The 26,454-nt window shown below is 65.6% G+C and carries 21 protein-coding genes and 2 pseudogenes; 4 read left to right on the top strand and 19 right to left on the bottom strand.

Annotated features, from left to right (window positions below):
• Nucleotides 1-113 precede the first annotated feature (113 nt).
• The 4 genes from BMI01S_RS00240 to BMI01S_RS00225 form a co-directional block, all read right to left on the bottom strand.
• A complete protein-coding gene (locus tag BMI01S_RS00240; RefSeq protein ID WP_028229751.1) occupies nt 114-1,460 on the bottom strand; it encodes a TAXI family TRAP transporter solute-binding subunit in 1,347 nt (448 codons plus the stop codon).
• A gap of 170 nt (nt 1,461-1,630) precedes the next feature.
• Nucleotides 1,631-2,065 (bottom strand): MarR family winged helix-turn-helix transcriptional regulator, encoded by a 435-nt coding sequence (locus tag BMI01S_RS00235; protein WP_028229750.1) that lies wholly within the window; start codon nt 2,063-2,065, stop codon nt 1,631-1,633.
• 53 nt (nt 2,066-2,118) lie between these two features.
• Nucleotides 2,119-3,303 (bottom strand): thiolase family protein, encoded by a 1,185-nt coding sequence (locus BMI01S_RS00230; RefSeq protein WP_028229749.1) that lies wholly within the window; start codon nt 3,301-3,303, stop codon nt 2,119-2,121.
• Between the two features lie 146 nt (nt 3,304-3,449).
• The gene (locus tag BMI01S_RS00225; RefSeq protein ID WP_028229748.1) at nt 3,450-3,992 is read right to left on the bottom strand and encodes a carboxymuconolactone decarboxylase family protein; all 543 of its coding nucleotides are present in this window, start codon (nt 3,990-3,992) and stop codon (nt 3,450-3,452) included.
• A 152-nt stretch (nt 3,993-4,144) separates the two neighbouring features.
• Here BMI01S_RS00225 and BMI01S_RS00220 point away from each other — a divergent pair, with 152 nt between their 5' ends.
• Entirely contained in the window at nt 4,145-5,080 is a 936-nt protein-coding gene (locus BMI01S_RS00220; RefSeq protein WP_028211171.1) for an AraC family transcriptional regulator, read from the top strand.
• A gap of 29 nt (nt 5,081-5,109) precedes the next feature.
• Here the strand turns inward: BMI01S_RS00220 and BMI01S_RS00215 are convergent, their stop codons facing one another.
• The 9 genes and pseudogenes from BMI01S_RS00215 to BMI01S_RS00175 all read right to left on the bottom strand — a co-directional run bounded on the left by BMI01S_RS00215 (nt 5,110) and on the right by BMI01S_RS00175 (nt 15,492).
• Complete coding sequence (locus BMI01S_RS00215; protein ID WP_028211172.1) at nt 5,110-6,543, bottom strand: efflux transporter outer membrane subunit; 1,434 nt, start codon at nt 6,541-6,543, stop codon at nt 5,110-5,112.
• Nucleotides 6,544-6,590: 47 nt separating this feature from the next.
• Nucleotides 6,591-8,192, bottom strand: a complete 1,602-nt coding sequence (locus tag BMI01S_RS00210) for a DHA2 family efflux MFS transporter permease subunit (protein ID WP_042288070.1) — start codon at nt 8,190-8,192, stop codon at nt 6,591-6,593.
• Between the two features lie 28 nt (nt 8,193-8,220).
• Nucleotides 8,221-9,306, bottom strand: a complete 1,086-nt coding sequence (locus tag BMI01S_RS00205; protein WP_028229746.1) for an HlyD family secretion protein — start codon at nt 9,304-9,306, stop codon at nt 8,221-8,223.
• A 78-nt stretch (nt 9,307-9,384) separates the two neighbouring features.
• Nucleotides 9,385-9,810 carry a MarR family winged helix-turn-helix transcriptional regulator gene (locus tag BMI01S_RS00200; RefSeq protein WP_028211175.1) on the bottom strand — a complete coding sequence of 142 codons (426 nt, stop codon included), beginning with the start codon at nt 9,808-9,810 and terminating at the stop codon, nt 9,385-9,387.
• A 90-nt stretch (nt 9,811-9,900) separates the two neighbouring features.
• Nucleotides 9,901-10,830 (bottom strand): LysR family transcriptional regulator, encoded by a 930-nt coding sequence (locus tag BMI01S_RS00195; protein WP_028211176.1) that lies wholly within the window; start codon nt 10,828-10,830, stop codon nt 9,901-9,903.
• A 183-nt stretch (nt 10,831-11,013) separates the two neighbouring features.
• Nucleotides 11,014-12,489 (bottom strand): annotated as a pseudogene (locus tag BMI01S_RS00190) (ShlB/FhaC/HecB family hemolysin secretion/activation protein); the annotation flags it as partial.
• Between the two features lie 139 nt (nt 12,490-12,628).
• Nucleotides 12,629-13,504: pseudogene (locus BMI01S_RS43960) on the bottom strand (two-partner secretion domain-containing protein); the annotation flags it as partial.
• A gap of 189 nt (nt 13,505-13,693) precedes the next feature.
• On the bottom strand, nt 13,694-14,017 hold the full coding sequence (locus BMI01S_RS00180; RefSeq protein WP_036044047.1) for a helix-turn-helix transcriptional regulator: 324 nt from the start codon (nt 14,015-14,017) through the stop codon (nt 13,694-13,696).
• 11 nt (nt 14,018-14,028) lie between these two features.
• Nucleotides 14,029-15,492: an aminotransferase-like domain-containing protein gene (locus BMI01S_RS00175; protein WP_028211179.1), complete on the bottom strand. Its 1,464-nt coding sequence runs from the start codon at nt 15,490-15,492 to the stop codon at nt 14,029-14,031.
• A 189-nt stretch (nt 15,493-15,681) separates the two neighbouring features.
• On the opposite strand from BMI01S_RS00175, the gene BMI01S_RS00170 reads away from it, so the two are divergent.
• On the top strand, nt 15,682-17,997 hold the full coding sequence (locus BMI01S_RS00170) for an FdhF/YdeP family oxidoreductase (RefSeq protein WP_028211180.1): 2,316 nt from the start codon (nt 15,682-15,684) through the stop codon (nt 17,995-17,997).
• Between the two features lie 598 nt (nt 17,998-18,595).
• On the opposite strand, the gene BMI01S_RS00165 is transcribed toward BMI01S_RS00170, so the two are convergent.
• The 5 genes from BMI01S_RS00165 to BMI01S_RS00145 are packed head-to-tail and all read right to left on the bottom strand — an operon-like array spanning nt 18,596 to nt 23,716.
• Complete coding sequence (locus tag BMI01S_RS00165) at nt 18,596-18,961, bottom strand: response regulator (RefSeq protein ID WP_028229743.1); 366 nt, start codon at nt 18,959-18,961, stop codon at nt 18,596-18,598.
• A gap of 40 nt (nt 18,962-19,001) precedes the next feature.
• On the bottom strand, nt 19,002-19,988 hold the full coding sequence (locus BMI01S_RS00160) for a chemotaxis protein CheX (RefSeq protein ID WP_028209900.1): 987 nt from the start codon (nt 19,986-19,988) through the stop codon (nt 19,002-19,004).
• A 54-nt stretch (nt 19,989-20,042) separates the two neighbouring features.
• Nucleotides 20,043-20,576, bottom strand: a complete 534-nt coding sequence (locus tag BMI01S_RS00155) for a hypothetical protein (protein WP_028209899.1) — start codon at nt 20,574-20,576, stop codon at nt 20,043-20,045.
• Nucleotides 20,573-21,343 carry a methyl-accepting chemotaxis protein gene (locus tag BMI01S_RS00150; RefSeq protein ID WP_036044045.1) on the bottom strand — a complete coding sequence of 257 codons (771 nt, stop codon included), beginning with the start codon at nt 21,341-21,343 and terminating at the stop codon, nt 20,573-20,575. Before BMI01S_RS00150 ends, BMI01S_RS00155 begins: the two co-directional genes overlap by 4 nt.
• Nucleotides 21,344-21,346: 3 nt before the next feature.
• Nucleotides 21,347-23,716, bottom strand: coding sequence for a HAMP domain-containing protein (locus BMI01S_RS00145; RefSeq protein ID WP_028229741.1), 2,370 nt, complete (start codon nt 23,714-23,716; stop codon nt 21,347-21,349).
• A 248-nt stretch (nt 23,717-23,964) separates the two neighbouring features.
• On the opposite strand from BMI01S_RS00145, the gene BMI01S_RS00140 reads away from it, so the two are divergent.
• Nucleotides 23,965-24,792: a helix-turn-helix transcriptional regulator gene (locus BMI01S_RS00140; RefSeq protein WP_028209896.1), complete on the top strand. Its 828-nt coding sequence runs from the start codon at nt 23,965-23,967 to the stop codon at nt 24,790-24,792.
• Nucleotides 24,793-24,817: 25 nt separating this feature from the next.
• Here the strand turns inward: BMI01S_RS00140 and BMI01S_RS00135 are convergent, their stop codons facing one another.
• Entirely contained in the window at nt 24,818-25,405 is a 588-nt protein-coding gene (locus BMI01S_RS00135; protein ID WP_028209895.1) for a LysE family translocator, read from the bottom strand.
• Between the two features lie 160 nt (nt 25,406-25,565).
• Between BMI01S_RS00135 and cobF the strand changes: the two genes are divergently transcribed.
• Nucleotides 25,566-26,339 (top strand): precorrin-6A synthase (deacetylating), encoded by a 774-nt coding sequence (gene cobF / locus BMI01S_RS00130; RefSeq protein WP_028229740.1) that lies wholly within the window; start codon nt 25,566-25,568, stop codon nt 26,337-26,339.
• Nucleotides 26,340-26,454: the final 115 nt, after the last annotated feature.

Here is a 26,454-nt window from a genome sequence, read left to right as displayed (position 1 = left end):
GCGTCCGTTGGCGAAGCCCGCTTCGGGCGAGACAGCCCCGTCGCCGTGGCCTGATTGTGCCCGAATAAGGTGTGACGCGTTCGTTAGATAACAACGGAGGTCATTGACGACGGTCAGGGTACGTGCGAAGGGTTCGCGCTCAAATGCATGCGCACGAATCCCACGTGCTCGCGCAGCACGTAGAACGCATCGGCATAGGCGAGCGGCATGCGCAAGGTGTTGAGCGAGCGTTCGATCTCGTCGAGCTCTTCGAGGAGTGCGCGCCGCTGTTCTTCGCTCTTGTGCTTGAGCGCGTCGCGCTCGATGGCGATGAGCGCGCCGTAGTAGCGATAGATGCGCGAACGCACGCGCCATCGATACAGCGCGGGTATGGCGCGCAATGCCGGAATTACCAGCACCGCCAGCGGCAACAGCAGCACGAGAAGGCGGTCCGTCACGCTCGCGAGCCAGAACGGCAGCGCGCGATAAAGAAAGCTCTTGCCCGACTTGTAGTAGCGCGTGGCGTCCTCGCTGATGCGAAAGTCGTGCACGGCCGGGCTCGGAAACTCGCCCTCGCGCTGCATGAGTCCGGGCTTGCCGTTCACCTCGCCCGCCGCCTCGATGAGCAAATCGGAAAGCGCCGGATGCAGCGTGTCGCGCGCCACCAGTTGCACGGTCGGACCGATCAGATGCACCGTTTCGGGCGGCTGGCGCCGGCGCAGGTCGAGCACGCCGGGCGGCAGGTCGATGTTCTCGAGAAAGGGAAAGAGCCGTGTATAGGCGGACGCTTCATCGAAGCTCATCACCGAGATGCCGGGGATGTCGAGCAGACGCAGCATCAGCCCGCGCGTCGTGGAGTCGCCGCTCAGCATGGCGGCTTCCACCCTGCCTGAGACGAGCGCCGTGGCGGCTTCCATGCCGTCGAGCGGGAGGAAGGTGGAGTCGCCGCCCGGGTCGAGGCCGTTCGCCGCGAGCAGCTTGAGCGCGAGTTCGCGCGTGCCGCTGCCGACGCGCCCAATGGCGATGCGCATGCCGTCGAGCTGGGCAAGCCGCGTGAGACCCGAGCCGTGATAGAACACGACGATGGGCACATAGGCCACGCTGCCGAGCGACATGAGCGAGCGCGTGTCCATGCCCTCGGCCACGCCGCCCTGCACGAACGCGAGGTCCACGTGTTCCTTGGGATCGAGCAGGCGCTGCAGGTTCTGCACCGAGCCGTCCGATTCGAGGATCCTGAGCTTCACGCCGTTGCGCGCGAGGATCGTGCGGTAGGCCTCGGCCATTTGCATGAACGAGCTGTCGGCGGGCCCGGCGCTGATCGTGATCGTATGGGGCGGCGCCGGGTCGACGAGCCAGAACACCACGCCGATGACCGCCGCGCAGAACGCCGCCACCGGCAGCGCAGTCATGACGATATCGCGCCAGGCCGGGTGCGCGTGGTCTCGCAGGAAATTGGGCGGCGGCGGTCGATGTCGTCTCATGGGGCGGCATTCAGTCAGACTGCTGGAGATCCCATGATGCCATTTTCGCGACAGATCTGATGACTGATCTGGCCGCCTTGTCTGGTGAGCTTCTGTAGGGAGCTTGTGTGGTGAGCTTCTGTGGTGGACTGGTGAACGCCCGATGGACGCAGGTCGTCTGGTGGCCGGCTTCAGCCGCCTGCGGCCTTCGTGAGCGCGAACAGTTCGGCGCGCAGCGCCTTCGCGCGGTCGCGCTTCATGTGCTGCTCGAACTCGGCCTGCGCGTCGAGCCACAGCGCATGCGCCTTCTCGTAGCGGCGCGCGCCCGCCGCCGACAGCCGGTAAACGAGCGTGCGCGTGTCGTGTTCGGCCGCCGCCGTGAGCACGAGGCCATCGCGCTGCAGCGGCTGCAACGCACGCACGAGCGTGGTGCGGTCCATCACGAGGTCGTCGGAGAGTTCGGCGGCCGTGGCGTCGGGCCGGTTCGCGAGGCGCGAGAGGATCGTGAACTGCGCGGCGGTCACGTCGGCCTGCGAAAGGTGGCGCTCGTAGAGCTGCGTGACGAAGCGCGCCGCCTGGCGCAGCGCAAAACAGTTGCATTCCTCGCGCGTTATGCGCTTCGTCATCGTCGTCATTTCCGCTTCGCTCCTCGTTCGAGCCGCCAGAGGCGGCTCGCGCATCATACTTTCTCGAGGGCGAGCGCGATACCCTGGCCGCCGCCGATGCAAAGCGTCACGACGCCGCGGCGCAGCCCGTCGCGCTGCATCGACCACGCAAGGCGCGTCGTCAGGATCGCGCCCGTCGCGCCGATCGGATGGCCATGCGCGATCGCGCCGCCCTCCACGTTCACGATGTCGTCGGGGATGCCCAGTTGCTTCATGACCGCGAGGGGCACCGCCGCGAAGGCCTCGTTGATCTCGAAGCGATCCACGTCGCCGAGGGACCAGCCCGCGCGCCGCAACGCGAGCTGCACGGCGGGCACGGGACCGAGGCCGAACAGGCCCGGCTCCACGGCCGCCACGCCCCACGCCACGAGCTTCACCATCGGCGCCAGGCCCTCGGCTTCGGCGAAGCCGCGCTCGGCCACGAGCATCGCGCTCGCCGCGCTGTTCAGGCCCGGCGCATTGCCCGCCGTGATCGTGCCGTCCGGGCGAAACGCGGGACGCAGCCTGGCGAGCCCTTCGAGCGTCGTGTCGGGGCGCGGCGCTTCGTCGGTGTCGATGCGCTCCATGCCCTTCTTGCCCTTCACCTCCACCGCGACGATTTCTTCCTTGAAACGCCCCGCCGCTTGCGCGGCCGCAAAGCGCTGCTGCGAACGCGCGGCCCAGCTGTCCTGCTCCTCGCGCGTGAGCGCGGCCTGCGTCACGAGGTCTTCGGTATGCCAGCCCGAATGCTGGCCCGAAAAGGCATCGACGAGACCGTCACGCAGCATGCTGTCGTGAATCTCGGCGTTGCCCATGCGGTAGCCCCAGCGGCCGCCGTCCAGCAGGTAAGGCGCGCGGTCCATGTTCTCCATGCCGCCCGCGAGCGCGACGTCGGCGAGGCCCAGCATCACTTCCTGCGCCGCGCTCGCGACCGCCTGCGCGCCCGAGCCGCACACGCGATTGACGGTGAGCGCGGGCACCTGCACCGGCACGCCGCCGCCCAGTTCCGCCTGGCGCGCGGGATTCATCTTGTTGCCCGCCTGGATCACGTTGCCGAGCACCACGGAGCCGAGCCGGGCCGGATCGAGCTTCGCGCGCGCGAGCGTTTCGCGCACCGCCGCCGCGCCAAGCTCCGTGGCGGGAATGCCCTTGAACCCGCCGTTGTAACCGCCGATCGCCGTGCGCACCGGCTGGCATAGAACGATTTCGCGCGTGCTCAGTTTAGTCATCGTCACTTCTCCTTTGATGTCCACGATTCGATTCTATGTATGCATATGCACACTTTCAACCGGTTTTGTGGAAGAGGCGCTCGCGTGCGCTGGCACGATCGATGTCGTCGGCGCACGCCGGGCGCGTTGAAAAACCATCAAATTGCCGGGGCGGCCGGGAAATCGACTTCCGTGTCGTTGATGCGGTTCACGAGATTCGTGAACGTGATCGACGTCACCGCGAGCGCGATTTCGACGATCTGGCGTTCCGTGTAGCCCGCCTCGCGAATCGCGTTCACCTCCCCTTCCAGCAGCGTGCCCTGCGTGGTCACGAGCACGCGCACGAAACGCACGAGCGCGTCGCGCTTCGCATCGCCGCTCGGCTCGCCCGCGCGAACCGCCTTCATGGCTTCCGGCGTCAGGCCCGCGAACTTGCCCATCAGGGTGTGCGCGGCAACACAGTAGTCACAGCCGGCCGCTTCGCTCACCGCGAGCTTGATCGCTTCGAGGTCGGACTTCGAAAGTGTGCCCGCGCCGATCACGGCCTCGACGGAAAGCAACGCGCCGAGCGCTTCGGGGCTATGCGTGCCGATGGTGGCGTACGCGTTGGGGACCTTGCCCACGGCCTTGTGGATCTTCGCGAAGATCTCGGCGGCGGCGCCGGTGGCGGCTTCAGGCTTGATGGCGGAAAGACGGGACATGTTCTGCTCCTTTGAACGTTGCGTGGGTTCGCGTATGGGTGTCGGCATCGCGGTGCCATCGTCGATGGCATGGACGCAGTCTAGTCGCGCATCGCTGCGCTTTTAATGCCAGAATGGCGCGTCTTCATGCTCGATCGTCTCACCTGCCCATCATGGATCTGCTGAGTCGTCTTCTCGCGCTGATGCCCGTTGCCGGGCGCCTCGACGTGCGCTGCCATTTCGGCGCGCCCTGGCGCATCGACCAGCCCGGCACGGGGCCGCGCGAGATCCGCTACCACGTGCTGCTCGAGGGGCGCGCGATCGTGGAAGACGCCCATGGGCCGCCCCTCGCGCTGCATGCCGGCGACATCGTGCTGTTTCCTTCCGGCAGCGCGCACGTGCTGCACGACGGCAGCGGCGCGGCGCCTGCGGCCGTCGATCGGCGCATGGAGAACGGCGTCGCCCTGGATACCAATACGGGCGACGGCGCAAGCGCCGACGTGCTGTGCGGCAGCTTCCTGCTGCCCGCCGTGCCGCAACGCCTGTTGCGCGAGAACCTGCCCGAGCGCCTCGTCGTACACAGCGCGCGCGACGGCGCGCAAGCCCCCGAGCGGCTCGTGCGCCTGATCGCGCTTCTGCGCGACGAAGCGTATGAGGCGGCGCCGGGCAGCGAGTCGCTCGTGAACCATCTCTCGGGCGCGCTCTTTGGCCTCACGCTGCGCTATGCGAGCGCCAGCGACGCCCCGCCGCGCGGCCTGCTCGCGCTCGCGCAGCGCCCGCGCCTGCAACCCGCCATCGACGCCATGTTCGAAGCGCCCGGCAAGCCGTGGACGCTGCCCGAGCTGGCGCAGCTTTGCCACATGTCGCGCGCCACTTTCGCGCGGCATTTCGACGACGCCATCGGGCGCTCCGCCGCCGAAGTGCTCACCGATATCCGCATGACGCTCGCGGGCCGCATGCTCGCGCAAGGCAACCAGAGCGTGGCCGAGATCGGCGAATTCGTGGGCTACCAGTCGGACGCCGCGTTCCAGCGCGGCTTTAAGCGCCATGTCGGCATGACGCCCGCGCAGTGGCGCTCGCTTGCGCGCGAGACGGCGCCGGGCGCCTGAAGCCAAGGTCGTCGCTTCCAGCATGGCGGTCAGCCCCCATGCGCGGGCGCGTCTTGCGCCAGCACCACGTCGCCGCTCTGGCTCCATCCGCCGCCCAGCGACCGGTAGAGCGCGACCGCCGCGAGCGCATGCTCGCGCTGCGCGTCGTTGAGCAGGTCCTGATCGGCGAGCAAGGTTTGCTGCGCGCTCAGCACGTCGAGAAAGTCCGTGGCCCCGCCCTTGTAGAGCTGGTTGGCGAGCTTGAGCGATTGCGCCGACGAAGCCAGCGCGTCGTTGAGCTGCTGCGTCTGCCCCGCCGTGCTCACGAGGTCGCTGCGGCTGTCCTCCACTTCGCGCAACGCCTGCAGCATCGTCTGCTGAAGATTCAGCTGCGATTCGCGCATGCGGCTCTCGCTCTGGTCGATCTCGGCCGTGATGCGGCCCGCGTTGAAGATCGGGCTCGTCGCACCGATCGCCGCGCTGAAGAGGTTGTCCGTGAGCGTGGGCATGCCGAGATACGACGCCGCGAGAATGCCGTCCGTGAGATTGAGCGTGAACTTCGGATAGCGCTCCGCGCGCGCCACGCCCACTTCCGCCGCGCGCTGCTGGACAGTGGCGTAAGCGGCCTGCACGTCGGGGCGGCGCAGCAGCGCTTCCGAGGGCAGCGTCTGCGGCACGCTCGCAGGCACGCCGGGAATGGGCGCGGCCTGCGCGAGCGCGAGCTGGGCGACGTTCTCCGGCGTGCGCCCGGTGTATACCGCGATCAGATTCAACTGATGATCGATGCTCGACTGCGCACGCGGGATGCGCGCTTGCAGTTCGCTCAGCTGTGTTTGGGCGCGCGCCACGTCGAGTTGCGTGGAAAGACCGTATTTCAGGCGGTCTTGCGTGAGCAGTAAGGTGCGCTTGCGAATCTCCAGGTTGTCCTGAAGGATCTTCAGTTCCGCCTGGGCATAGCGCAGATCGACATACGCCGAGGCCGTATCCGCGGCCAGCGCGAGGCGCACCGCATCGAGCGCATGCTTCTGGCCGACGAGGTTCGCCTGCGCCGCCAGCAGGTCGAGCCGCTCGCCGCCGAACACGTCCGGCGACCAGCTCAGCGCGAGCCCCGCGCCTGCTTCCTTCACGTAGCCGAGCGGCGGCGGCGTGTTCTGCCGCCTGTAGGTGGCTTGTGCCGTGAAATCGAGTTGCGGCAGCAACGCCGCATGCTTTTGCGTGGTGATCGATTGCGCCTGCTTCACGCGCTCGGCGGCGGCCTGCAGATCGAGGTTGCCTTCGAGCACCGTGGCGAGCAGCGCGTCGAGCGTCGGATCGCCGAACTGCGCCCACCAGGCGCGCGCTTCGATGGCGTTGCGCGGCGCGTCGATGCGCCACGCCGCTGGCGCCGTTTCGTGGACCGTGGCGGGCAGATCCGGGTGCTGCGCGGGCTGCACCGCGCAGGCCGCCAGCACGGCGGCAGAAAGCATCGAGAGTACGAGGCGCATGGGGTTCGACGAGCGTTCAGGGGTGTGCGGGGTTTGCATGAAGCACCTCAATGTGCGTCGGGCGGCGGGCCGCCGAGCGAGATCGGTTTCGAAAACGCCACGCACGCAATGGCGACCACGAAGCAAAGCGAGAGCAGGTAGAACGTGTCGGAAAACGTCATCACGAGCGCCTCGCGCAGCACCAGCGCATGCAGTTGCGCGAGCCCGGCTTCGGCGGCATCGACCGCGTTGCCCGCCACTGACGACCAGTACGCGGTGCGGCCCGCGAGCAGCAACTGCACCTGCGGCACGCCTTGGGTCACGCTTTCGTTCAGGCGCAGATAGTGGAAGTTGAGCCGGTCGTTGAGCATCGTCGCGCTCACCGCAATGCCGATCGCGCCGCCCAGATTGCGCATGAGGTTGAAGAGGCCGCTGGCCGACCTGAGCCGCGAGGGCGGCAGCGAGCCTAGCGACATCGTCACGATGGGCGGAATGGCGAACTGCTGGCCAATGCCGCGCAGCGCCTGCGGCACGAGGAATTGCTGCCAGCCCCAGTCGTGCGTGAGCGGCACGTACAGATAGCAGCCAAGGCCAAAGCAGACGAGGCCGAACAGCAGCAGCGCGCGCATGCTGAAATAGCGCGTGGCGAAGGCATAGACGCCGAGCGCGAGCAACTGGAACACGCCCACCGAAAGCAGCGACAAGCCGATTTGCAGCGAGCTGTAGCCGCGCACTTCGGCGAGAAAGAGCGGCGTGAGATAGACGGCCACGAAAATGCCGATGCCGGTTACGAACGAGAGCAGGCTGCCAATGCCGAAATTGCGCACGAGCAGCGCGCGCAGATCGACGATGGGTTCCTTCGCCGTGAGCGCATGCACGATGAAGAGAAAGCCGCAGATCGCCGAAATCCAGGTACACGCGACGATCACGTCGTCGCCGAACCAGTTCTTGCGCGGACCTTCCTCCAGCACGTATTCGAGGCAGCCGAGAAAGCCGCACATCAGCGCGATGCCGAGATAATCGCCACGCTTGAGCAGGGAGAGATCAGGCTTGTCGATATTCACGTACTTCGGCACCAGCGCCGCCACCGCGATGCCCGGCACGAGATTCAGATAGAAGAGCCAGTGCCACGACCATTGATCGGTGATCCACCCGCCGATCACGGGACCGAGCGTGGGCGCGAGCGAAGCGAGCGCGCCGATCGTCGTCGACGCAACGAGACGTTGCTTGCCCGGAAACAGCACGAAAGCGGTGGTGAAAACGGTGGGGATCATCGCCGCGCCGAGCGCCCCCTGGAGGCCGCGAAACACGATCATCGAGTTGATGTCCCAGGCGAGACCGCACAGCATGCTCGTCACCGTGAAGCCCACCGCGGAGGCGACGAAGAGCCAGCGCGTGGAGAACACCTTGGAGAGCCAGCCCGACATGGGAATCACCATGATCTCGGCGATCAGGTAGGCGGTCTGCACCCACGAAAGTTCGTCCTGGCTCGCGGAAAGCCCCCCGCCGATGTCACGCAGCGACGAAGCGACGATCTGGATGTCCAGCGTAGCCATGAAAAAGCCGATGCACATCAGCGCGAACGCGAAGGCGCGTTGCGCGATCGGCTGCAGATGCGGAGCGAGCGGCTCGTCGGCGTTCGATATTGCGCTCGTCGTGGTCGCGTTCATCGCGGTGGTGTTCATCGCAGTGGCCTCATCAATGCGCTGGCGCGAGATGCACTTTCACGGTCGCCGAAAGACCGGGCCGCAGCGCGTCTTCCAGGCCCGGCGGCACCGGGGCGTCAAGACGAATGCGCACCGGCACGCGCTGCACGATCTTCGTGAAGTTGCCCGTGGCGTTCTCGGGCGGCAGCACGCTGAAGGTCGCGCCCGTGGCCGGCGCCAGGCTCTCCACGGTGCCGTGCAGCGTGCCGGCGGCCGCGTCGAGCGTGACGTCGGCGCGGTCGCCCGCATGCATCTTCTTCAACTGGTCTTCCTTGAAGTTCGCATCCACCCAGAGACCCGTCGCGGGCACCACGGTAAGCAGCGGTGCGCCCACGTTGGCAAGCGTGCCGACACGCGCCGTCCGGTTGCCGATATAGCCGTCCACCGGCGCAGTCAGCGTCGTGTATTCGACGTTTAGCTGTGCCAGGCGCTGGTTGGCCTCTGCTGTCGCGACACGCGCCTGCGCATCGTTGACCTGCGCGGCGAGCACGTCGAGCTGGCGCTGCGCCGCCAGCACCGCCGCTCCGCTTTGCGCGACCGACGCCTGGGCCTTCGCGTAGTCGGAGTCCGCGCGCTCGACCAGCTGGCTCGACACCGCGTCGTCCTTCACCAGCGCGCGGTAGCGCGTCTGGTCCTGGCCGCTGCGCGTGAGTTCGGCATTCGAGGCGCGCACTTCGGCCTGGTGCTGGTTGATCACGGCTTCCTGCAGGGCGCGCTTCGCCCGCAACTCGTCGACGGCGGCGCGCGCGCTCGCCAGCTCGGCATTGGCCTGAGCAAGCTTCGCGTCGTAGTCGCGCGAATCGAGCCTCAGCAACACCTGGCCCGCGTGCACGCGCTGGTTGTCCTGCACGGGAATATCGGAGACGAAGCCGCTCACCCGCGGCGCCATGACCGTGACGTTGCCGCCCACGTAGGCGTCGTCGGTGCTTTCGACGAAACGCAGCACGAAAAACCAGTAGCCGGCCGCGGCGGCCAGAACGAGCGCAACCGCGCCCAGCGCGAGTTGCATGCGCGAAATGCGCGAGCGCTCGCGCGCCTGAGCCGGTTCGCCCGCAACGGGAGTGGAAGGACTCGACATGTCGTTTACCTGTGTATATGCACTGATTAAGACAAAAAAACGCCGCAGTATCGAATTCGCGACGCAACCTGCAAAAAGCTAGACGGCCCGTGTGATGCGAAACAGCTCGCGGCGCAGCCACGCGGCGCGTTGCGACCCGAAGCGGCGCTCGAACTCGTCCTGCGCCGCGCGCCAGTGCCCGTGCGCCGCATCGAGCCGCGCGCGGCCCGCCTGCGTGAGCGCGAGGCGGCGGCGCCGCTCGCCGCTGTCCGGCGAATCGGCCACGAGCTCGCCGCGCAGAAGGGGCCGCAAAGCGCGCACGAGCGTGGTCCGCTCCATCACCATCGAGCGCGCCAGCTCCGCCATCGTGAGATTCGATGCCCGGCCGAGCGCGCCCAGAATGCTGTACTGCGTGGGCGTGAGCCCCGCCGCGCTCAGATGCCGCTCGTATAGCTGCGACAGATGCCGCGCGGCCTGGCGAACGGCAAAGCAATCGTCGTGTTCGGGTGACTGGTAGCTGTGCATATGCACAGACTAGACGGCAATCGAACTTCGAACAAGGCTCATGCGTGGCATCACATTATGGCCGAACCGACAACAATCACCCCATTCCTTTCATTTCACCTTCGATTTGACGGGCGCTTCATGCGCCACGTTGTCGAAGAACGCGGTTGCGTGGTCGATGAACGCGCGGACCTTCGCCGGCAAAAGTGTGCGTGTGGTGTAGGCGAGCCGAATCTCGATCTTCATGTCGACGATGGGGTAGTCGTCGAGCAGCGTCACGAGCCTACCCGATTTGAGTTCGTCCCGCGCGAGCGCTGTGGGCACGATGCCGATGCCGAAGCCTTCCAGCACCATCGCGAGATTGAACTCGGGGTTGTTCGAGGTGATCTCGTGGCGCATTGGTACGACGATTTCCTCGTCGCCCGCGCGAAACGTGATGGAGGGCTTGCGCATGGACACCAGCGTCGGGACGAACATATGCCCGGCGAGATCGGCGGGATGCTTCGGCATGGGATGCGTGGCGAGCCAGGCGGGCGTCGTGACGAGCGCGAGCGGAATGCGCTCGAGCAGGCGCGTGACCGTGGACTCGTTGTTGAGCATGAACGGCAGCACGAGGCCGAGGTCGTAGCCGTCCGCGATCAGGTCGACGGGGCGCTCGGTGAGCGTCACGTCGAGCGTCACCTTCGGATGCGCGCGCTTGAAACTCGCGATGAGCGGCACGAGACGGTTGACGGTGGCCGTGGTGTGCGCGACCAGACGCAGCACGCCGCTCGCTTCGCGGGTTTGCACGGTGGCATCGGCCTCTAGTGCGTCGAGGTCGTCGAGCACGCGGCAGCAGCCTTCATAGAAGCGCTCGGCGGCCTCGGTGAGCGACACCGCGCGCGTGCTGCGATGAAAGAGCCGGTTGCCGAAACGTTTTTCGAGCCGCGCGATCGCGCGGGATACCACGGGCGTGGTGACGCTGTGCATGTCCGCGGCGCGTGTGAAGCTGCGCGCCTCGACGACGGAGCGGAAGATCCGCAGGCTGTCGATGTAGTCCATGGTCCTGAGGGCGAATGGGGTTCGTGTAGCTTAACACCGCGAAATGAGACCGGCCCGTGCACGACAATCGACGGCGTTTTGCTCGATGCCCCTGCGCAGCGGCATCGCGCTGCACGATGAAACACCGGCGCGATGCCGACATGCGCCGCGGCAACCGCGTCATGCTGTTGCCCGGCCGTATCGTCAGAACTGCGCGGTGGCCTGTACGCCGACCGTGAATCGCGCGGTCGGGAATCCGCCGGGCTTGTAGATGGGCGTCCCGACGAACAGGTCATAGCTGAAGCCCGCATACTTCGCCGGTACGCCCCCACGGATGCCGATCACCGCGCCGGCGAGCTGGGTGTCTGCGAGGAACGCCGTGCCCGGCCCGAACACATGGCCGTAGTCGATGCCCGCGTAGAGCGTCTGCCCCGTCTGGAACACGGGCCAATGGAGCTCGTTGCGCCAGTAAAAGCCTCGCTCGGCCGCGAGCATCGTGTTGCCGTCGAAGCCGCGCACGGTGTAGCGACTGCCAATGCTCAGGTCATCGATAAAGAACAGCGTGTCGTTGGTGAACTGGCCGTGGGCGGTTCCCACGTAGGCGAAACGCTGCCCGCCGATGGCGAACGGCACCGAGAGGTTCGCGTCGAGCACCGCCATGTGGAAGCGGTAGGTGGGGCCGTTCGGGTACGGGTCCGGCGTCGCGCCGAAACCGCCAACGCCCTGGCGGTAGGCGAGCGTGCCGTCGAACTGCGCCGCGGCAAAGTAGTGGCGGTTGGTCAGGCCAAGCTCGATGAACGTGTTGTTGCGCGCCTGCGTCGGGATCGCCGCATCATCCATGAAGCTGTCGCCGAAGCGCTTCGATAACTGGAACCAGACACCGCTCACGTCGTTCTGGCCGCGGGAGATCACGCGCGCAAGACGCAACGCCGCCGTTTGCGAATTGCCGCTGGCAACGAATAGATCGCCCCCCGTTCCCGCAATGGGTTGGTAGTAGGTGTTCGTGTTACCCGACAGCGTGGCGGTCCAGTAGCCCCAGGGGATCGAGTACGAGCCGTTGAAGCCGTGCGAGCCGAGCGACTTGTTGCCGAACGAGAGGTCCTGGTTCGCGCCGACCGTGAAGATATCGTTCAGCCCGAGCGGGTTGTCGATGCCCAGGCTCACATTGCCTTGCCACTTGCCGGTGGCGTCGGCGCCGGCGTTGTCTACCGAGGCAACGAACGTCCACGGCTTCCTGCGCTTTACGGTCACCACCACGTCACTCTCGCCAGGCGTGTCCGTTGGCTCGATCTGCATGTCGGCGTCCTGGCTGGCGATGCGCTTCATCTGCTCCAAACCCTGCTCGAGATCGCGCAGGGTCAACAGGTCGCCGCTGCGCGTCGGAAAGGCGGACTTCCACGTCCCCCACATCGACGGATCGGCAAGCTTCACCTGACGGACGACGCCAGGAACGAGCGCGAGCCGCAGCGTACCCGATGACAGGTCCTGCTCGGGTAGTAGCGCACGCGTGGTGATATAGCCGCGTGAGAGGATTGCCTGTTGCAGGCCCTTTACGAGCACGTCGATCCCCGCCTTGCCGATGCATTGGCCCTTGTAGTGGTCGAGCCATTCGAGCGCGAAGGCGAACGGGTCTTGTGGCAATGCGGACGCGCCGTGTTTGCGTGCAGAATCGGGGAGCGTGGGCGTAGGTCGTCCCGTTGTTCGTGATACCCGTATTCGAGTTGAGAATGACGTTGCCGCTCGCGGTAGTCTTGCCCGAGAGCGTGATCCGGCCGTCGGCGTCAAGCGTGAAGTCGCCCGCCTGCGCGGCAATCACGCCTTCATTCGAAACACCCACCCCATGCTCGTTACTGGCCAGAAGGATTTTCCCGGCGTACATGCCGCCCAGCTGGCTCACGTCGATCGACACAGAAGACGGCACGCCGTCCCCGGCGATCGGAGTGGCCGCGAGCGTGTCGTGGTTGACGCTGTTCGCACCGGCAACGACATGCAGGCTGTTCGCGTAGATCGCGGCGTTGACCCTCACGGCTCTGGCGATCAGGTCCACCTGATCCACGTTCGACGCATTGAACCCCGCGCCCTGCACGGTGATGTTGCCGCCCGTGACGTTGTAGCCGGTGAGCGCGCCGCTGGCGTCGAGAAGCGGCACGCCCGTCGTCAGGACGGCGCGCGACGTATTGATGAATCCGCCGCCATTGACGGAAATTCCGGACGGATTCGCGAGCACGACCGTCGCCCGCTGACCCGCGACCTCGAGAAAGCCGTTGAGCTGCGAGGGGTTGGCGCCGTTGACCTGGTTGACGATGATCCGCGCCGACTGGCCCGGTGCATAGTTAGGATTGCCGTTGATCTGACCGCCGAGCTGCGTGCCGGTGATCGTCGGCGAATTGTTGAGAATGGCGCCGCGTTGCTGGACGTCGAATTGCGAATAGGTGTTCATAGACACGCCGGCGCCGCTGGGCCGGTTGACGTTCACCTGCGGCAAGCCATTCGCGCTGCTGATGACGCCGGGCGCATGTGCGCCCGAAGGCACGATCTGCGCGAGCGCCGACAGCGGTGCCCCGCCCAGCAACAACGCGGTCGCCGCCACGGCGGCTTCGCCGCTTCCCCGTTTGCCGCATACCGTCGCGCGCTCTTCGACCGCGACGAGCATGTTGCGCACTCGGCTGAACACCAGTCTGTAGTTCTTGTTCATCTTCGCCCAACATTGCATTCGGTCGGGCGATTCTGGCCAGACGCGTATCTCAATACACGTCAAAAATTGTCAAAGTGAGGATTACAGAGAAACTTTAGGAATTGTCCGAATGAAACTGACGCATTCCGCATGAATCGTGTGGTGAGCGCACAACGGCAGCGTCAGGTTTTGAGCAAGCAAAGCCTCGCACTACGCCTCGCCCTCGCCCGCCCCAAACACCTCCGCACAAAACGCGCGGCCTTCATCCGACAAACTCGCCCTGCCCGTCCCATCCTCAGCTTGGGTCGTCACGACGAGACCGCTGTCCACGAGCGCGGTGAGTTGCCTGCGCAGTCCGCTCATCGGCACGCCGGCCTGCTTCGAGAGTTTCGCGAAGGACCATGCCCGCCCCTGGCGTTCAGGCTGGCCGTGCTTCTCGCACTCAGCACGCCACAACTGCTCGAGCACCGCAACCAGCACCGGATCGACGCCTGCGTCGTCCGCTTCGCCGTCGTGCGGTTTGTCTGCGTTCATCGTCTGTCTCCTCATGCCATCTTCGCGACCATCTCGCCTAGCGTCTTGAGCGCGGCTTCGGTCTGCGCATTCCATGGGTAGCTGTAATTCAGCCGGATGTAATGGTGATACTCGTTGCGCATCGAGAACATGTAGCCGGGCCCGATGGTGATGCCTTGCGCGAGCGCCGCATGATAGAGCCGCATCGAATCGACGCGCGGCGGCAATTCCACCCACAGCACGTAGCCGCCCTGGGGCTCCGATGTGCGCGTGCCCGCCGGGAAGAAGCGCTCCACCATCGCCCGCATGAGGCGCGCCTGTTGCCGGTAGAAGCGCCGCACGCGGCGCAGATGCCGGTCGTAGCCATCGTGGCGCAGGTAATCGGCGAGCGCCACCTGGGGAACGGAGGGCGTCGTGAGCGTGTTGAGGAACTTGAGCTTCTCGACCTGCGCGCGGTAACGCCCCGGCAACGCCCAGCCAATACGGTACGACGCCGAAAGACTCTTCGAAAACGAGGCGCAGTGCAGCACGAGCCCGCGCGTATCGAACTGCTTGAGCGTGGAAGGCCGCGTCTGACCGAAATACAGCTCCTGATAGACGTCGTTTTCGATCACGGGCAGGTCGTGCGCCTCGGCAATCGCCACGAGCCGCGCCTTGTGCGCATCGGGCATGCGAAAGCCCAGCGGATTCTGGAAGTTCGGCATCACCATGCAGGCCGCCACCTTCTGGCGCGCGAGCACGCGCTCGAGTGCGTCGAGGTCGATGCCGGTGTCCGCGTGCGTGCTGACTTCGATGGCGCGCATGCCCAGACGCTCGATGGCGTGCAGCATCGCGTAGTAGGTGGGCGACTCCACGGCCACCGTGTCGCCGGGCTTCGCCACGGCCTGCAGGCTCAGGTTGATCGCCTCGGTTGCACCCACGGTAACGACGATCTCCTCGGGGTCGACGCTCACTCCGTTTTCCGCGTAACGCCTCGCGATCTGGCGGATCAGCTCCGGGTTGCCGGGCGGCAGGTCGTCGATGAGGTTCCAGCTCGCATGGCGGCGGGCAATGGCGTTCGCGTACTGGTTGATGCGCCGCCAGGGGAACAACGCCGGGTCCGGGTACGGCGAGCCGAGCGGCACGGCGTCCTGCGCGCCGATGCTGCGCAGCGTGGAGAGGACGAGGCGGCTCACGTCGACGTTGGCGGGCACCGGCTGCCTCGGTGCGCTCGCGCGGCGCGGCTTGGCGACGGTGGCGCCGGACGTGTGTTGCGCATCGCTCGCACCGCGGCCTTGCGGCGCGCCCACGCGCGCACGCACGAAATAGCCCGATTGCGGGCGCGATTCGATCACGCTGCGGCTCTCCAGCAACGCATAGGCGCGCAGCACCGTCTTGATGCTCACGCCGTGCTGCTGGCTCGCGCGACGCACCGAGAGCACGCGCTCGCCGGGGCCGAACACGCCGCGCCGAACGGCGGCTTCGATGTCGTCTGCGAGTTGCTCGTAGCGGTTCATGTCCGGGTTGCGTTCATCAGGCGGAAAAGGAGGCCACGCAAGCGTTGGCGATCCTCGCAAGTCTATGGCAAAACGCCGCAACTGTACCCCTTGTCTTTCGGTTTTTCTGTGATCTCCCGGAGTACAGGAACACAGTAGCCTTGACTCATCGGGCAGACCGCCCTCGCCAATCGAAAAAACCACCGCATCATGAAGAAGCCGCAAGGTCGCATCGAGCCGTACCACCATCCCGCCGCCGGCTGGGGCGCGCTCAAGCAGGTCGCCATCAACCTCATCAAGGAAAAGGTGACGGGCGGCAATTACCGCACGCTGCTCAAGCAGAACCAGCCCGACGGCTTCGACTGCCCCGGCTGCGCGTGGCCCGACCGCGAGCACGCTTCGACATTCGAGTTCTGCGAAAACGGCGTCAAGGCCGTGGCGGCGGAGGCGACGAGCAAGCGCGTGACACCCCGGTTTTTCCAGGAGCACACGGTCAGCGAGCTGATGGCGCAATCGGACTACGAACTGGAGCAGCATGGCCGCCTGACCGATCCGCTCGTCTACGACGCGCAGCAGGACCGCTACGTGCCGATCGAATGGGACGATGCGTTCAAGCTGATCGCGAGGCACCTCAAGGCGCTCGACGATCCGAACCGCGCCGCGTTCTATACGTCGGGCCGCGCGAGCAACGAGGCGGCATTCCTGTATCAGCTCTTCGTGCGCATGTACGGCACGAATAACTTCCCCGACTGCTCGAACATGTGCCACGAGGCCACGAGCCGTGGCCTGCCGGGCACGGTGGGCATCGGCAAGGGGACGGTCACGCTCGACGATTTCGAGCACGCGGATACGCTCCTGATCTTCGGCCAGAACCCGGCGACGAACCACCCGCGCATGCTCGGCGAGCTGCGCGAATGCGCGAAGCGCGGCGCGACCATCGTCTCGATCAACCCGCTCAAGGAACGCGGGCTCGAACGCTTCGCGAGCCCGCAGCATACGCTCGACATGCTCTCGCCGAACGGCGTGCAGATCAGCTCCGTATTCATCCGCCCGCGCGTGGGCGGCGACTTCGCGCTCATCAAGGGCGTGGCAAAGCGCGTGATCGAACTCGACGATGCTGCGCTCGCCAACGGCACGGAACGCGTGCTCGATGTCGATTTCATCGCTCGGCACACGGTTGGCTTCGAGGCCTTCGCCGCCGATCTGCGCGCCGAATCGTGGGACACGATCGTGGCCGAAGCGGGCGTGCCGATCGAAGACGTGCTCAAGCTCGCAGACATCTATGCGAAGGGCCGCGCCGTGATCTCGACGTGGGGCATGGGTCTCACGCAGCACAAGAATTCGGTGGCGACGATCCAGCTGCTCTCGAACCTCATGATGATGCGCGGGAACATCGGCCGCCGTGGTGCGGGTCTGTGCCCGGTGCGCGGCCATTCGAACGTGCAGGGCGACCGCACGGTGGGCATCGAGGAAAAGCCGACGCAGGCGTTTCTCGACCGTCTCGGCAAGGCCTACGATTTCGAGCCGCCGCGCGAGCACGGCTACGACGTCGTGGAAACGATCCATGCGATGCTCGAAGGCCGCGTGAAGGTGTTCATCGGCCTGGGCGGCAACTTCTCGATCGCCACGCCCGACACGCCGCGCACGTGGGAGGCCATGCGCGCCTGCGCGCTGACGGTGCACGTGACCACGAAGCTCAATCGCAGCCATCTGGTCCACGGCCGCGACGCGCTGATTCTGCCCACGCTCGGTCGCACGGAAATCGATGTGCAGAACGGCGTGCCGCAAGGTGTGAGCGTCGAGGACTCGATGAGCATGGTGCACATCTCGTACGGTATGAACCGGCCCGCTTCGACGAACCTGCTTTCGGAGATCGCGATCGTCGGGCGCATGGCGCACGCGACGCTCGGCAGCGAGAAGGTGGACTGGCTCGCCCTCGCCGCCGATTACGCGAAGATTCGCGACGGGATCGAGAAGGTCTTCGACGGTTTCGAGAACTACAACGAGCGCCTGAAGCAGCCGGGCGGCTTTCACCTGGGTGTGGCCTCGCGCGAACGCGTGTGGAAAACGCCCAGCGGGAAGGCGCAGTTCGTCGTGCATGCCATCGCACTCGATACGCCGATTCACCGCGCGCGCGCCGAGCACGGCCCGCGCCTGATGACGCTCATGACCACGCGCTCGCACGATCAGTACAACACAACGATCTACGGCCTCGACGACCGCTATCGCGGCGTGTATGGCTTGCGCCGCGTATTGTTCGCGAACCGCGAGGACATCACGATGCTCGGCTTCGAGCCGGGCCAGCGCGTGGATATCACGAGCGTGTGGGACGATGGTGTTGAACGCCGAGTCGACGACTTCATGCTCGTGGAGTACGACATTCCTCGCGGCTGTCTCGGCGCGTACTATCCGGAAACGAATCCGCTCGTGCCGCTTTCGTCCATCGCCGATGGCGCCGGGACGCCTACTTCGAAGTCGATTCCGGTTTTGCTGAGCGCGGCTATGGGGGTGGCCGTCGCCGGTTGATTCGTTGGCCTTCTGGTTTTTTTCGCTTTGGCCGTTTCTTGATTTCGCGGCGGTATGCAGGCGTTGCCCCTGTGCGGGGCGGCACCTACTTTTCTTTGCCGCGGCAAAGAAAAGTAGGCAAAAGAAAGCCGCTCACACCGCCAGCGCCTGCCACCATTCACCTCGCACCATTCAGGGTGAATGGCTCCGGAGCGTCTGTCACCTCGCACCTTCAAAGCCAGTGACAAGGCGCTCATTCATCCCGCTGCTCGCTACGCGCGCTGCGGAAGGGTCTGCATGGGAAACAGAGGGGCATGGCTAGTGTCACGAGAACGCACGCGCCCAAGTATTTCGTTATGCCCTTCGGGGCGCGGAGCGCCGCCGGAAGGATGAGCGCCTTGTCACTCCGTTTGTGGGCGAGTGGTGACGGACGCTCCGGAGCCATTCACCATCTACGGCGAGAGGTGAATGGTGGCAGGCGCTGGCGGTTTGAGCGGCTTTCTTTGCCTACTTTCTTTGCCGCGGCAAAGAAAGTAGGTGCCGCCCCGCACAGGGGCAACGCCTGCATACCGCCGCGAAAACAAGAAAACGCGAAACCAGAAGCTCCCAGCGAAGCTGATCAGCTAGCAAGCTTGCGAAACGTCTCCAGCACCGCTTCGCCCTTGAAAGGCTTCACGATCCACCCACGCACGCCGGCTGCCTTGCCGCGCTCCTTCATCGCCGGGCTGCTTTCCGTGGTCAGCATCACCACGTTCACGGCCGTATTTGCCAGCTCGCTGCGAATCTTCTCGACCATCGTAAGACCGTCCATGTTCGGCATGTTCACGTCGCTCACCACGAGCTTGACGCCCGGGTTCGAGCGCAGCTTCGCAAGGCCGTCCTTGCCGTCCACCGCCGTGTCCACGTCCAGCCCGTTCTTGCGCAGAAAGCCGGCCACTTCGTCGCGCACCGTGCTCGAATCGTCCACCACCAGGATCTTTGCCATCTCGTTCATCTCCATCGCGCCGCATTTGGCGCGTACTTGATCAAAATAATTCGAGCTCGCCGCTGGCCTGTTCTTCAACGGCTGCGGCCGCGGCCTGCGCGGCCGTCTCGTCAAACCCTTCGCGCGACCAGCCGAGGCTGAACACGAACCGCTGGTCGATCACCACTTCGCGGCCCGTAGCCGGACACGTGAGCCGGTACTTGATGCACAGCTGCGGATTGTCGGAGCCAAACGACAAATAGCGCCGCCGATGATTGATGAGCAGCGGCACCTGCACCTGCGCACGGCCCCAGCCCGCTTCGTCGGCGGCGCGCGCGTTGCCCAGATAACGGTTGCGAAACGCGCCCCACACGAGATTCGTAAGTTCGGCGAGGACGCCGTTCACGTCGCGGAAGTCGCTGGATTCGTCGCGCCCCGCTCGCGGCGGCAGCAGCTCGATCAGCGGCATCTCCTCGGTTTGCATCAGCAGCCAGCCGCGGCACCACGCAGTCTCGATCGGAATGAGCGTGAGCACTTCGCCGAAAATGATGCGGTCGCGCACGATGCCCGGCGTGTCCCAGTTCAACTCGAGATCGGGAAAGAGGCCTCGCAGGCGCCCGAGCGTCATGTCGGTGATACCGTCCACGAGCGGGTCCGGGTAGTCGTGCGAGAACACGTGCGCTTCGAGCGCCGAACTCAACGCTTCCGGTTCGCTCTCGAACCAGCTTCCGCACGGCACCCGGCGCAGCGGTTCGGGCAGTTCGTCGACGCGCCCGGTCGATGCGCGCCGCAACACGATCGGCAACTCCGGGCGCTCGGCTTCGAGCGCGACGGCCACGGCCGCCGCGGCTTCGCGCGAGCCGCCGAAGTCTTCGCCGAGCAGCACACCGCCCAGGTCGTAGTGCGTCTTCAATGCCGCGGTGAGCGCTTCTCGCCGCACCGGCACGCACGCACACTCATGCGCGGCCCCAATGTGCGCAATCGCCTCGGCGCGCGCCGTGTCGCTTTCCAGCAGCAGCAGCTTGCTGACTGGCTTGTTCGCGTTCATGTTTCCCTTCTCTGCTTTCGACTGCCTGTTTTCATTGCCGCGCGCGGTGCGCGCTCAAAACAATTCGAGTTCGCCCGCACTGTCGTGCGCCTCGATGGCGGTGCTGCTCGCCACGAAATCGATCGGCGCCTGCGTGCACACGCAAAGCGTCGCGCCGAGCCGAATGTCATGATCGATCGTCAGCGCATAGGACTGCACATAATCCGGCTTCAGTTCACGCAGATACGGCAAGCATCCGCTGCTGAGCGCGTAGGGCGTGGACATGCCGAGGTCTGGGAAGTGCTCGACCAATTGCTGGTTCATCGACCCGCAGCACAGGTTGCCGAACTCCATGAAGCATTCGGTGAGCTCGCGCGTCGCGTCGCCCACGTAGTAGCGCTGCGTGCGTTCGTCATCTTCGAAATGCAGGAGCAGCAGCAGGCGGAACTGCATCGACGAAATCGTCAGTACCACCAGGCGCTCGCCCTGGGGCCCTTCGCCCGCGCGCGGCACGATCTCGCAGCTGTGCTGCGAGTCGGTCACGAGCCGCGTGCGCGCCGCCGCGAAAAATATGCGCTCGATGCTGTCCCTGGCGTGCGGGCCGATCATGCCTGGGCCCCGGCGCGCGTCGCTTCGAGCTGCGCATGAAGCTGTTGCGACGAGGCCTCGACGCTCGCGAGCGTCGCGGAAATCATCTTGCCCCCCGCCTGGATGTCCTGGAACGTCGCGGCCGTGATGAGGTCGTTGCGGTTCAGGCTGTCGCGATAGCTCTTCGAAAGCTCCTGAGAACGCGTGGCGAGCGTGCGCACTTCACCGGCCACGATCGAGAACCCGCGGCCCGCCGCGCCCGCGCGCGCCGCTTCGATGGACGCGTTCAGCGAAACGATCAGCACGTGGCTCACGATCGACGAGAGCTCATGGTTCTTCTTGTGCATGTCGCTGTTCTGCGCCATCAGCGAGATCATCTGTTCGTGCCAGCGCTCGAACGTCGAGGACATGAGCTTGAGCCGCGAAGCCTCGCTCGCGATACGCCCCGCGCGCTGCATGGCTTCGTCGCGAAGCGCGCGTTCGCCTTCGAGCGCCGCTTCGAGCGCGTCCGCCACGGACTTGCGCTGGGCGAGCTCCGCGCGCAGCGATTCGATCTGCGCGGCCAGCGTGCCCTGTTCGCGCGCGGCTTCTTGCTGCTGCGCCGCGTGGCGCGCTTCGGCCTGTGCGAGCGCAACGGCGTGCGCCGCGTCCCGCGCGAGCGCCGCGTCTCGCGCCTGCGTTTGCGTGCGCTTGTGCCACACCGCGGCCGCACCAGCTGCGAGCGCAATCGGCACAATCAGCGCCGCGCCTTCAATCAAATACGGTAAGACCACTGCAACCCCCGCCATGCGCTAGCTTGCCAGCGCTTCCTCTTGCTTTGCCTGCGTTGCATCTGCCGTTTTCACCGCCCACTGCCCGGGCAGACGCACGAGGGTCTGGAAATGCCGGTAGTCGGCGCCCGCACGGTCGTCGGTGAAACGCAGTTCGATTGTGCCGCCCTCGCGTTCGAGGAAATCGCGCACGGCGTCCATGCCCACGCCGCGGCCCGATACCTCGGTCACGTCCGTTGCCGTCGAAAAGCCGGGGCGGAAGATGAACGCCGCGATCGTCTCGTCGCTGGCCGGTTCGTACGCCTGAAGCCAGCCGCGCTCCACGGCGATGCTGCGAATGCGCGCGAGCGCGAGACCGCGGCCGTCGTCGGCGAGCGTGATCTGCATCGCGCCGTCTTGCATGGTCACATCGATGTCGATGTGGCCCGACTCGTCCTTGCCGATCGCGCGGCGTTGCGCCGGCATTTCAATGCCGTGATCGAGCGAGTTGCGCAGCAAATGCATGAACACGTTCTTCACCGTGCCGGCGGCCTCGCTACGCAGGCGATAGCCGTTGTCCTCGATCTGCACTGCCGGCTCGGCCTTGCCGAGCTCCTGCGCAAGCGAGGGCAGCGAGGCAACCACGCCCGCGAGCGCATCGGCTACGCGCTCGGTGCCGATGGCGCGCAGCGTGTTGCGCAGTTCGGCGCGCATCGCACGCAGCGCGGGCAAATCGTCGTCGTCGGGTTGATCGACGATGCGCAGCGTCTGTTCTATCGCTTCGCGCGCGACGGTGAGGCTCGCGGCGCCGTTCTGCGCGCCAGCCGCACGCGCGCCGCGCCCGAGACTGACTTCGTTGATGTTCGCATAGTGCTCGAGCGCCGACTTCACGCGCTCCAGATCGGCGATGAGCGCCTGCTGGTCCCACGAGTGATCGGCGTCTTCGCGGCGCAGCGCGTCGTAGCGCTGCTCGACTTCGTGCACGACGCCCGTGAGATGCTGAAGGCTGTACGTGCGCGCGTTGCCCTTGATCGTGTGCATGTTGCGGAACAGCGCGGCGATCGCGCCCATGTCCGCGCAGTCGTGCTGGCGAATGATGTGCTCGTTCTCGTGGATGAAGCTCGTCGAGCTTTCCACGAAGTGGTGGAACTTCTCTTCGCTGACCGCGAGAATCTCGCCGATCATTTCGAGGCGGCGCTTTTGCTCGCCGGCTTCGGCGGCGAGTTCGCGCAGTTCGGTCACGTCGCGCACGCACAGCATGAGGCGCACGACCACGTCGTTTTCGTCGGTGATCGCCGACCAGCTCAGGTCGAGCACCTTCGCGCGGCCATCGGGCAGCGTGCGCGTGATCTCGTTCACGAGCAGGTGCTGGTTGAACGCGAAGTTCACGTCGTCTTCGCCAAGGCACGCGTGCACGGCCGCGTCGATTTGCGCGAGGGTGTCGGCGTCGAGATCCGAATGCGAGAACACGAGGTCCATGAGCGGACGCCCCGCAATCTCGTTCGTCTCGAAGATTGCCTCCAGATACGCCGAATATTCGTTGTGAATCGTCGCGCCTTCCACCACCGTGAGAATGCCCTGCTGCATGTTCTGCAGCATTGCCTGGATATCGGCGGTCTTGCGCTTGAGCTGCGCGGAGCTCTGCTGGATCTTCTCGATCATGCCGTTGAAGGCGACGATCGAATGGCCGATCTCGTCCATGCGGCCCACGGGCACGCGGCGCGTGAAGTCCTGGTTCGACGCGATCTCGCTCATCATGGCTTGCATGCGCGAGAGCGGCCGCGTGATCTGGCGATAGAGCAGCGCGCCGATCAGCGTGAGCAGCAGCACCGCGCCGCCCGTCACGGCCGCGATGGCGCTCGTCGTGGTGTCGAGCGTCTCGTTGAGCGTGCGGATCGCGTCATCCTTCTGGCGGTTCTTTTCCACGCGCATCGTCGTGACGATGCCTTCGAGTTCGTCGCGGTATTGCGCGACGTTCGCGAAGAGATAGGCCTGGGCAAGTTCGTTCTTGCCGCTCGCCTTCATCTTCGCGGTGTCGTCGATGGCCGAGAAGTAGTTCGCGATACTTTCCTGCGCCTGCGAGACCAGGCCTTCCTGCGCGTGGCTCGCGGCGGCCTTGCGCTGCACGTCGAGCGCGGCGCGCAACGCGGCTTCCTTCTCCTTGAGCTCGTTTTGCGCGAGCGACGCAACCGTGGCGTCGGGTGCATAGACGAGCGTCATGGTGGCGAGCTGCACGTCCTTGACGAGCGACACGAGGTCGGAGGAAGCGAGTGCGCTAGGCACGACGCCCTGGGTGACCTGGCGGACATCGGTGGCGCTGCGGCGGGCCTGGTAGGCCGCGTAACCGCCGATGGCGGACAACGCGACGAACATCAGGACGATGAGTAGCGTGATGCGGTGACGAATGGTCATGTAGGAATCCCCGAGCCTTCGTCACCCGGTCGCGCTATGGCTGCGCGGCTCGGGACACGTCGGCTAATTTATTCGCGGTGGATTATCGGCGCTCAGGTATGACGAAATGATGACCATCCATAAATCGGCGGGAGGCGCTGTGCGTTACACCACACTTGACAGGCATACGCGGTTTTGCGCTGAACGGGGACTTTCCCGCCATACGCTAATATGGAACACCCCGCGCCGCATGATTCCCGAGGTTTCCCATGCCACCAGCCGCAACGCCCGACACGCAACCGTACTTCTGGCGCGATGCAGACCTGCCGTTCATCGAAGTGCGCGCGATCTCGGACGGCCGCAAGGTCCGCTACGGCCGTCACGCACACAGCACGTTCTCGATCGGCGCGGTCACGGGCGGCCGCAGCACCTACCTCAATGGGAGCACGCTCTCGCACGTGAGCGCGGGCGCGGTGGTGGTCATCAATCCGGAAGTCGTGCACGCGTGCAATCCGGCCGCGGACGAGCCCTGGGCCTATCGCATGTTTTATCTCGACACTGCGTGGCTCGCGAAACTGCAGCACGATCTCGGTTTCGGAGCGGAAGAAGGGTTTCGCCCGTTCGCACAAACCTTGACGTGGCGGCCCGACCTGTTCGAAGGCCTCAACGCGCTATACGAACTGCTTGTCGATGCGGATGAGCCGGCGTTGCGCAAGGAATGCGCCGTCGTGACGTATTTCACGAAGCTTCAGCAGTGCCTCAATCCCGCACCGGTCAGCGTGCGCGAACCGAACCAGCGCCTTGCGCGCGCAGCCGAATTCATCGACGGCAACTACACGCGCGCGCTCAAGCTCGAAGAGATCTGCGCAGCCGCCGATCTCTCGCCTTCCTACCTGATCCGTGCGTTTCGCGAGCAGTACGGCATGACGCCGCACGCGTATGTGGTGAACCGGCGCATCGAGTTCAGCCGCGCGCAACTGCGTCGCGGGCACGCCATTGCGGATGTCGCGGCGCAGGCCGGCTTCGCCGATCAGGCGCATTTGCAGCGCGCGTTTCGCCAGTTCGTCGCTGCCACGCCCGGGCAATATCGGGGCTAGCGCGAATACCGCGCACGCAGCGGCTTCAGGCAAACAACAACCAGATCGCACTCCCCGCGAGCAGCGCTGCCATCGTGCGGTTCACGAAACGCACGCGCGCCGGCTCGCGCAAGGCCTGCCGCAGCGAAGCGCCCGCCCAGGCCCAGCACGCAATCGACAGATAACACACGACAAAATAGATCGCGGCGAATTGCCAGACGAGCGCCTTCTCGCCGGAAGCCGCATACAAGCCCATGCCCGCCACCGAGGCGAGCCACGCCTTGGGGTTGAGCCATTGCATCGTCGCGCCGATCACGAGCGACGGGCCGCGCGACGCGCTCGCGGAATCGATGCGGCCATCGTCGGCGGCAAGACGGTATGCGACGTACAGCAGGAAGGCCACGCCCGCCCATTCGATTGCACGCGTGAGGAACGGCCAGCGCGCGAGCAACTCGTGCATGCCGAGGCCGATCAGCAGCAGGAGCAGCGCGAAGCCCACCGTCGCGCCGGTCACGTGGCGCAGGCTCGCGCGCAGCCCAAAGCGTGCGCCCGCGCTCAGCGCAACGATGTTCACGGGTCCAGGGGTGATGGAAGTGGCCAGCGCGAAGGCGGCCATCGACAAGGCAGTGCTCACGGTTTCCTCGCTACGCCCATTGGCGATCAATAGGCGTAGAGCGTAGACGTGCGCCGCGTGTGCGTATTGAAGAAAATTGCCCATGACGACGAGCAGGGTGCCGCGCCGGACTCGCGCTATCATTGCGCCGCACCGACGACTCCCATTCCGGACCAGCAACGTGAAAAAGATCCTCATCATCGGCATCGGCGCGGGCGACCCGAACTACCTGACCGTGCAGGCGATCGACGCGCTCAACGCGGCCGACGTGTTCTTCGTGATGGACAAGGGCCCGGCCAAGGACAAGCTCGTCGCGCTGCGCAAGGAAATCTGCGCGCGCTTCATCAAGCACGACGACTATCGCATCGTGGAAGCGACGAGCCCCGAGCGCCGCCGCGACGAAGGCCTCGATTACAAGGAGGCCGTGGACGAGCTCAACCGCGACAAGCAGCGCGTGTTCGAGCGGCTGATCGAAGAGGAATTGAGCGACGGTCAATGCGGGGCGTTTCTCGTCTGGGGCGATCCGTCGCTCTACGACAGCACGATCCGCATTCTCGATTCGATCCTCGCCGAGGGACGGCTGCCGTTCGACTTCGAAGTGATTCCCGGCATCAGCAGCGTGCAGGCGCTCGCGGCGAAGCATCGTGTGCCGCTCAACTTCATCGGCAAGCCGGTCAGCATCACGACGGGCAGGCGGCTCGCGGAAGACGGCTTTCCGCAGGATGCGCAAAGCGCCGTGGTCATGCTCGACGCACAAAACGCGTATGCGCAACTCGCGGGCGAGGAACTCGATATCTACTGGGGCGCGTATGTGGGTACGCCCGACGAAATCCTGATGTCGGGCCGTCTGGAAGACGTGAAAGACGAGATCGTGCGCGTGCGCGCAGAAGCGCGCGAAGCGAATGGCTGGATCATGGATACCTATCTGCTGCGCAAGCGCGGTGTGAAGGACTGAGAGGCCAGTTCAAAAACTTGACTCCGCCCGGTTGAACCGGTTCCAGCAAACGAGCGAGCAAGTCGGGTAGCGATTGGCCGGCCGCCGAATCCGCTGCGTGCCGCATGAAATTCGA

It is taken from the genome of Paraburkholderia mimosarum LMG 23256 = NBRC 106338 (assembly GCF_000739815.1).
GTDB classification, from domain to species: Bacteria; Pseudomonadota; Gammaproteobacteria; order Burkholderiales; family Burkholderiaceae; genus Paraburkholderia; species Paraburkholderia mimosarum.
The sequence above is the reverse complement of the archived record's forward strand: the minus strand, read 5'-3'. Positions and strand labels throughout refer to the sequence as shown.

Bases quoted from the DNA above. Each gene is read 5' to 3' on its own strand.
- BMI01S_RS00240 (WP_028229751.1), bottom strand. From the start codon at position 1,460: ATGAGACGACATCGACCGCCGCCGCCCAATTTCCTGCGAGACCACGCG.
- BMI01S_RS00235 (WP_028229750.1), bottom strand. From the start codon at position 2,065: ATGACGAAGCGCATAACGCGCGAGGAATGCAACTGTTTTGCGCTGCGC.
- BMI01S_RS00225 (WP_028229748.1), bottom strand. From the start codon at position 3,992: ATGTCCCGTCTTTCCGCCATCAAGCCTGAAGCCGCCACCGGCGCCGCC.
- BMI01S_RS00220 (WP_028211171.1), top strand. From the start codon at position 4,145: ATGGATCTGCTGAGTCGTCTTCTCGCGCTGATGCCCGTTGCCGGGCGC.
- BMI01S_RS00215 (WP_028211172.1), bottom strand. From the start codon at position 6,543: ATGCGCCTCGTACTCTCGATGCTTTCTGCCGCCGTGCTGGCGGCCTGC.
- BMI01S_RS00210 (WP_042288070.1), bottom strand. From the start codon at position 8,192: ATGAACGCGACCACGACGAGCGCAATATCGAACGCCGACGAGCCGCTC.
- BMI01S_RS00205 (WP_028229746.1), bottom strand. From the start codon at position 9,306: ATGTCGAGTCCTTCCACTCCCGTTGCGGGCGAACCGGCTCAGGCGCGC.
- BMI01S_RS00200 (WP_028211175.1), bottom strand. From the start codon at position 9,810: ATGCACAGCTACCAGTCACCCGAACACGACGATTGCTTTGCCGTTCGC.
- BMI01S_RS00195 (WP_028211176.1), bottom strand. From the start codon at position 10,830: ATGGACTACATCGACAGCCTGCGGATCTTCCGCTCCGTCGTCGAGGCG.
- BMI01S_RS00180 (WP_036044047.1), bottom strand. From the start codon at position 14,017: ATGAACGCAGACAAACCGCACGACGGCGAAGCGGACGACGCAGGCGTC.
- BMI01S_RS00175 (WP_028211179.1), bottom strand. From the start codon at position 15,492: ATGAACCGCTACGAGCAACTCGCAGACGACATCGAAGCCGCCGTTCGG.
- BMI01S_RS00170 (WP_028211180.1), top strand. From the start codon at position 15,682: ATGAAGAAGCCGCAAGGTCGCATCGAGCCGTACCACCATCCCGCCGCC.
- BMI01S_RS00165 (WP_028229743.1), bottom strand. From the start codon at position 18,961: ATGGCAAAGATCCTGGTGGTGGACGATTCGAGCACGGTGCGCGACGAA.
- BMI01S_RS00160 (WP_028209900.1), bottom strand. From the start codon at position 19,988: ATGAACGCGAACAAGCCAGTCAGCAAGCTGCTGCTGCTGGAAAGCGAC.
- BMI01S_RS00155 (WP_028209899.1), bottom strand. From the start codon at position 20,576: ATGATCGGCCCGCACGCCAGGGACAGCATCGAGCGCATATTTTTCGCG.
- BMI01S_RS00150 (WP_036044045.1), bottom strand. From the start codon at position 21,343: ATGGCGGGGGTTGCAGTGGTCTTACCGTATTTGATTGAAGGCGCGGCG.
- BMI01S_RS00145 (WP_028229741.1), bottom strand. From the start codon at position 23,716: ATGACCATTCGTCACCGCATCACGCTACTCATCGTCCTGATGTTCGTC.
- BMI01S_RS00140 (WP_028209896.1), top strand. From the start codon at position 23,965: ATGCCACCAGCCGCAACGCCCGACACGCAACCGTACTTCTGGCGCGAT.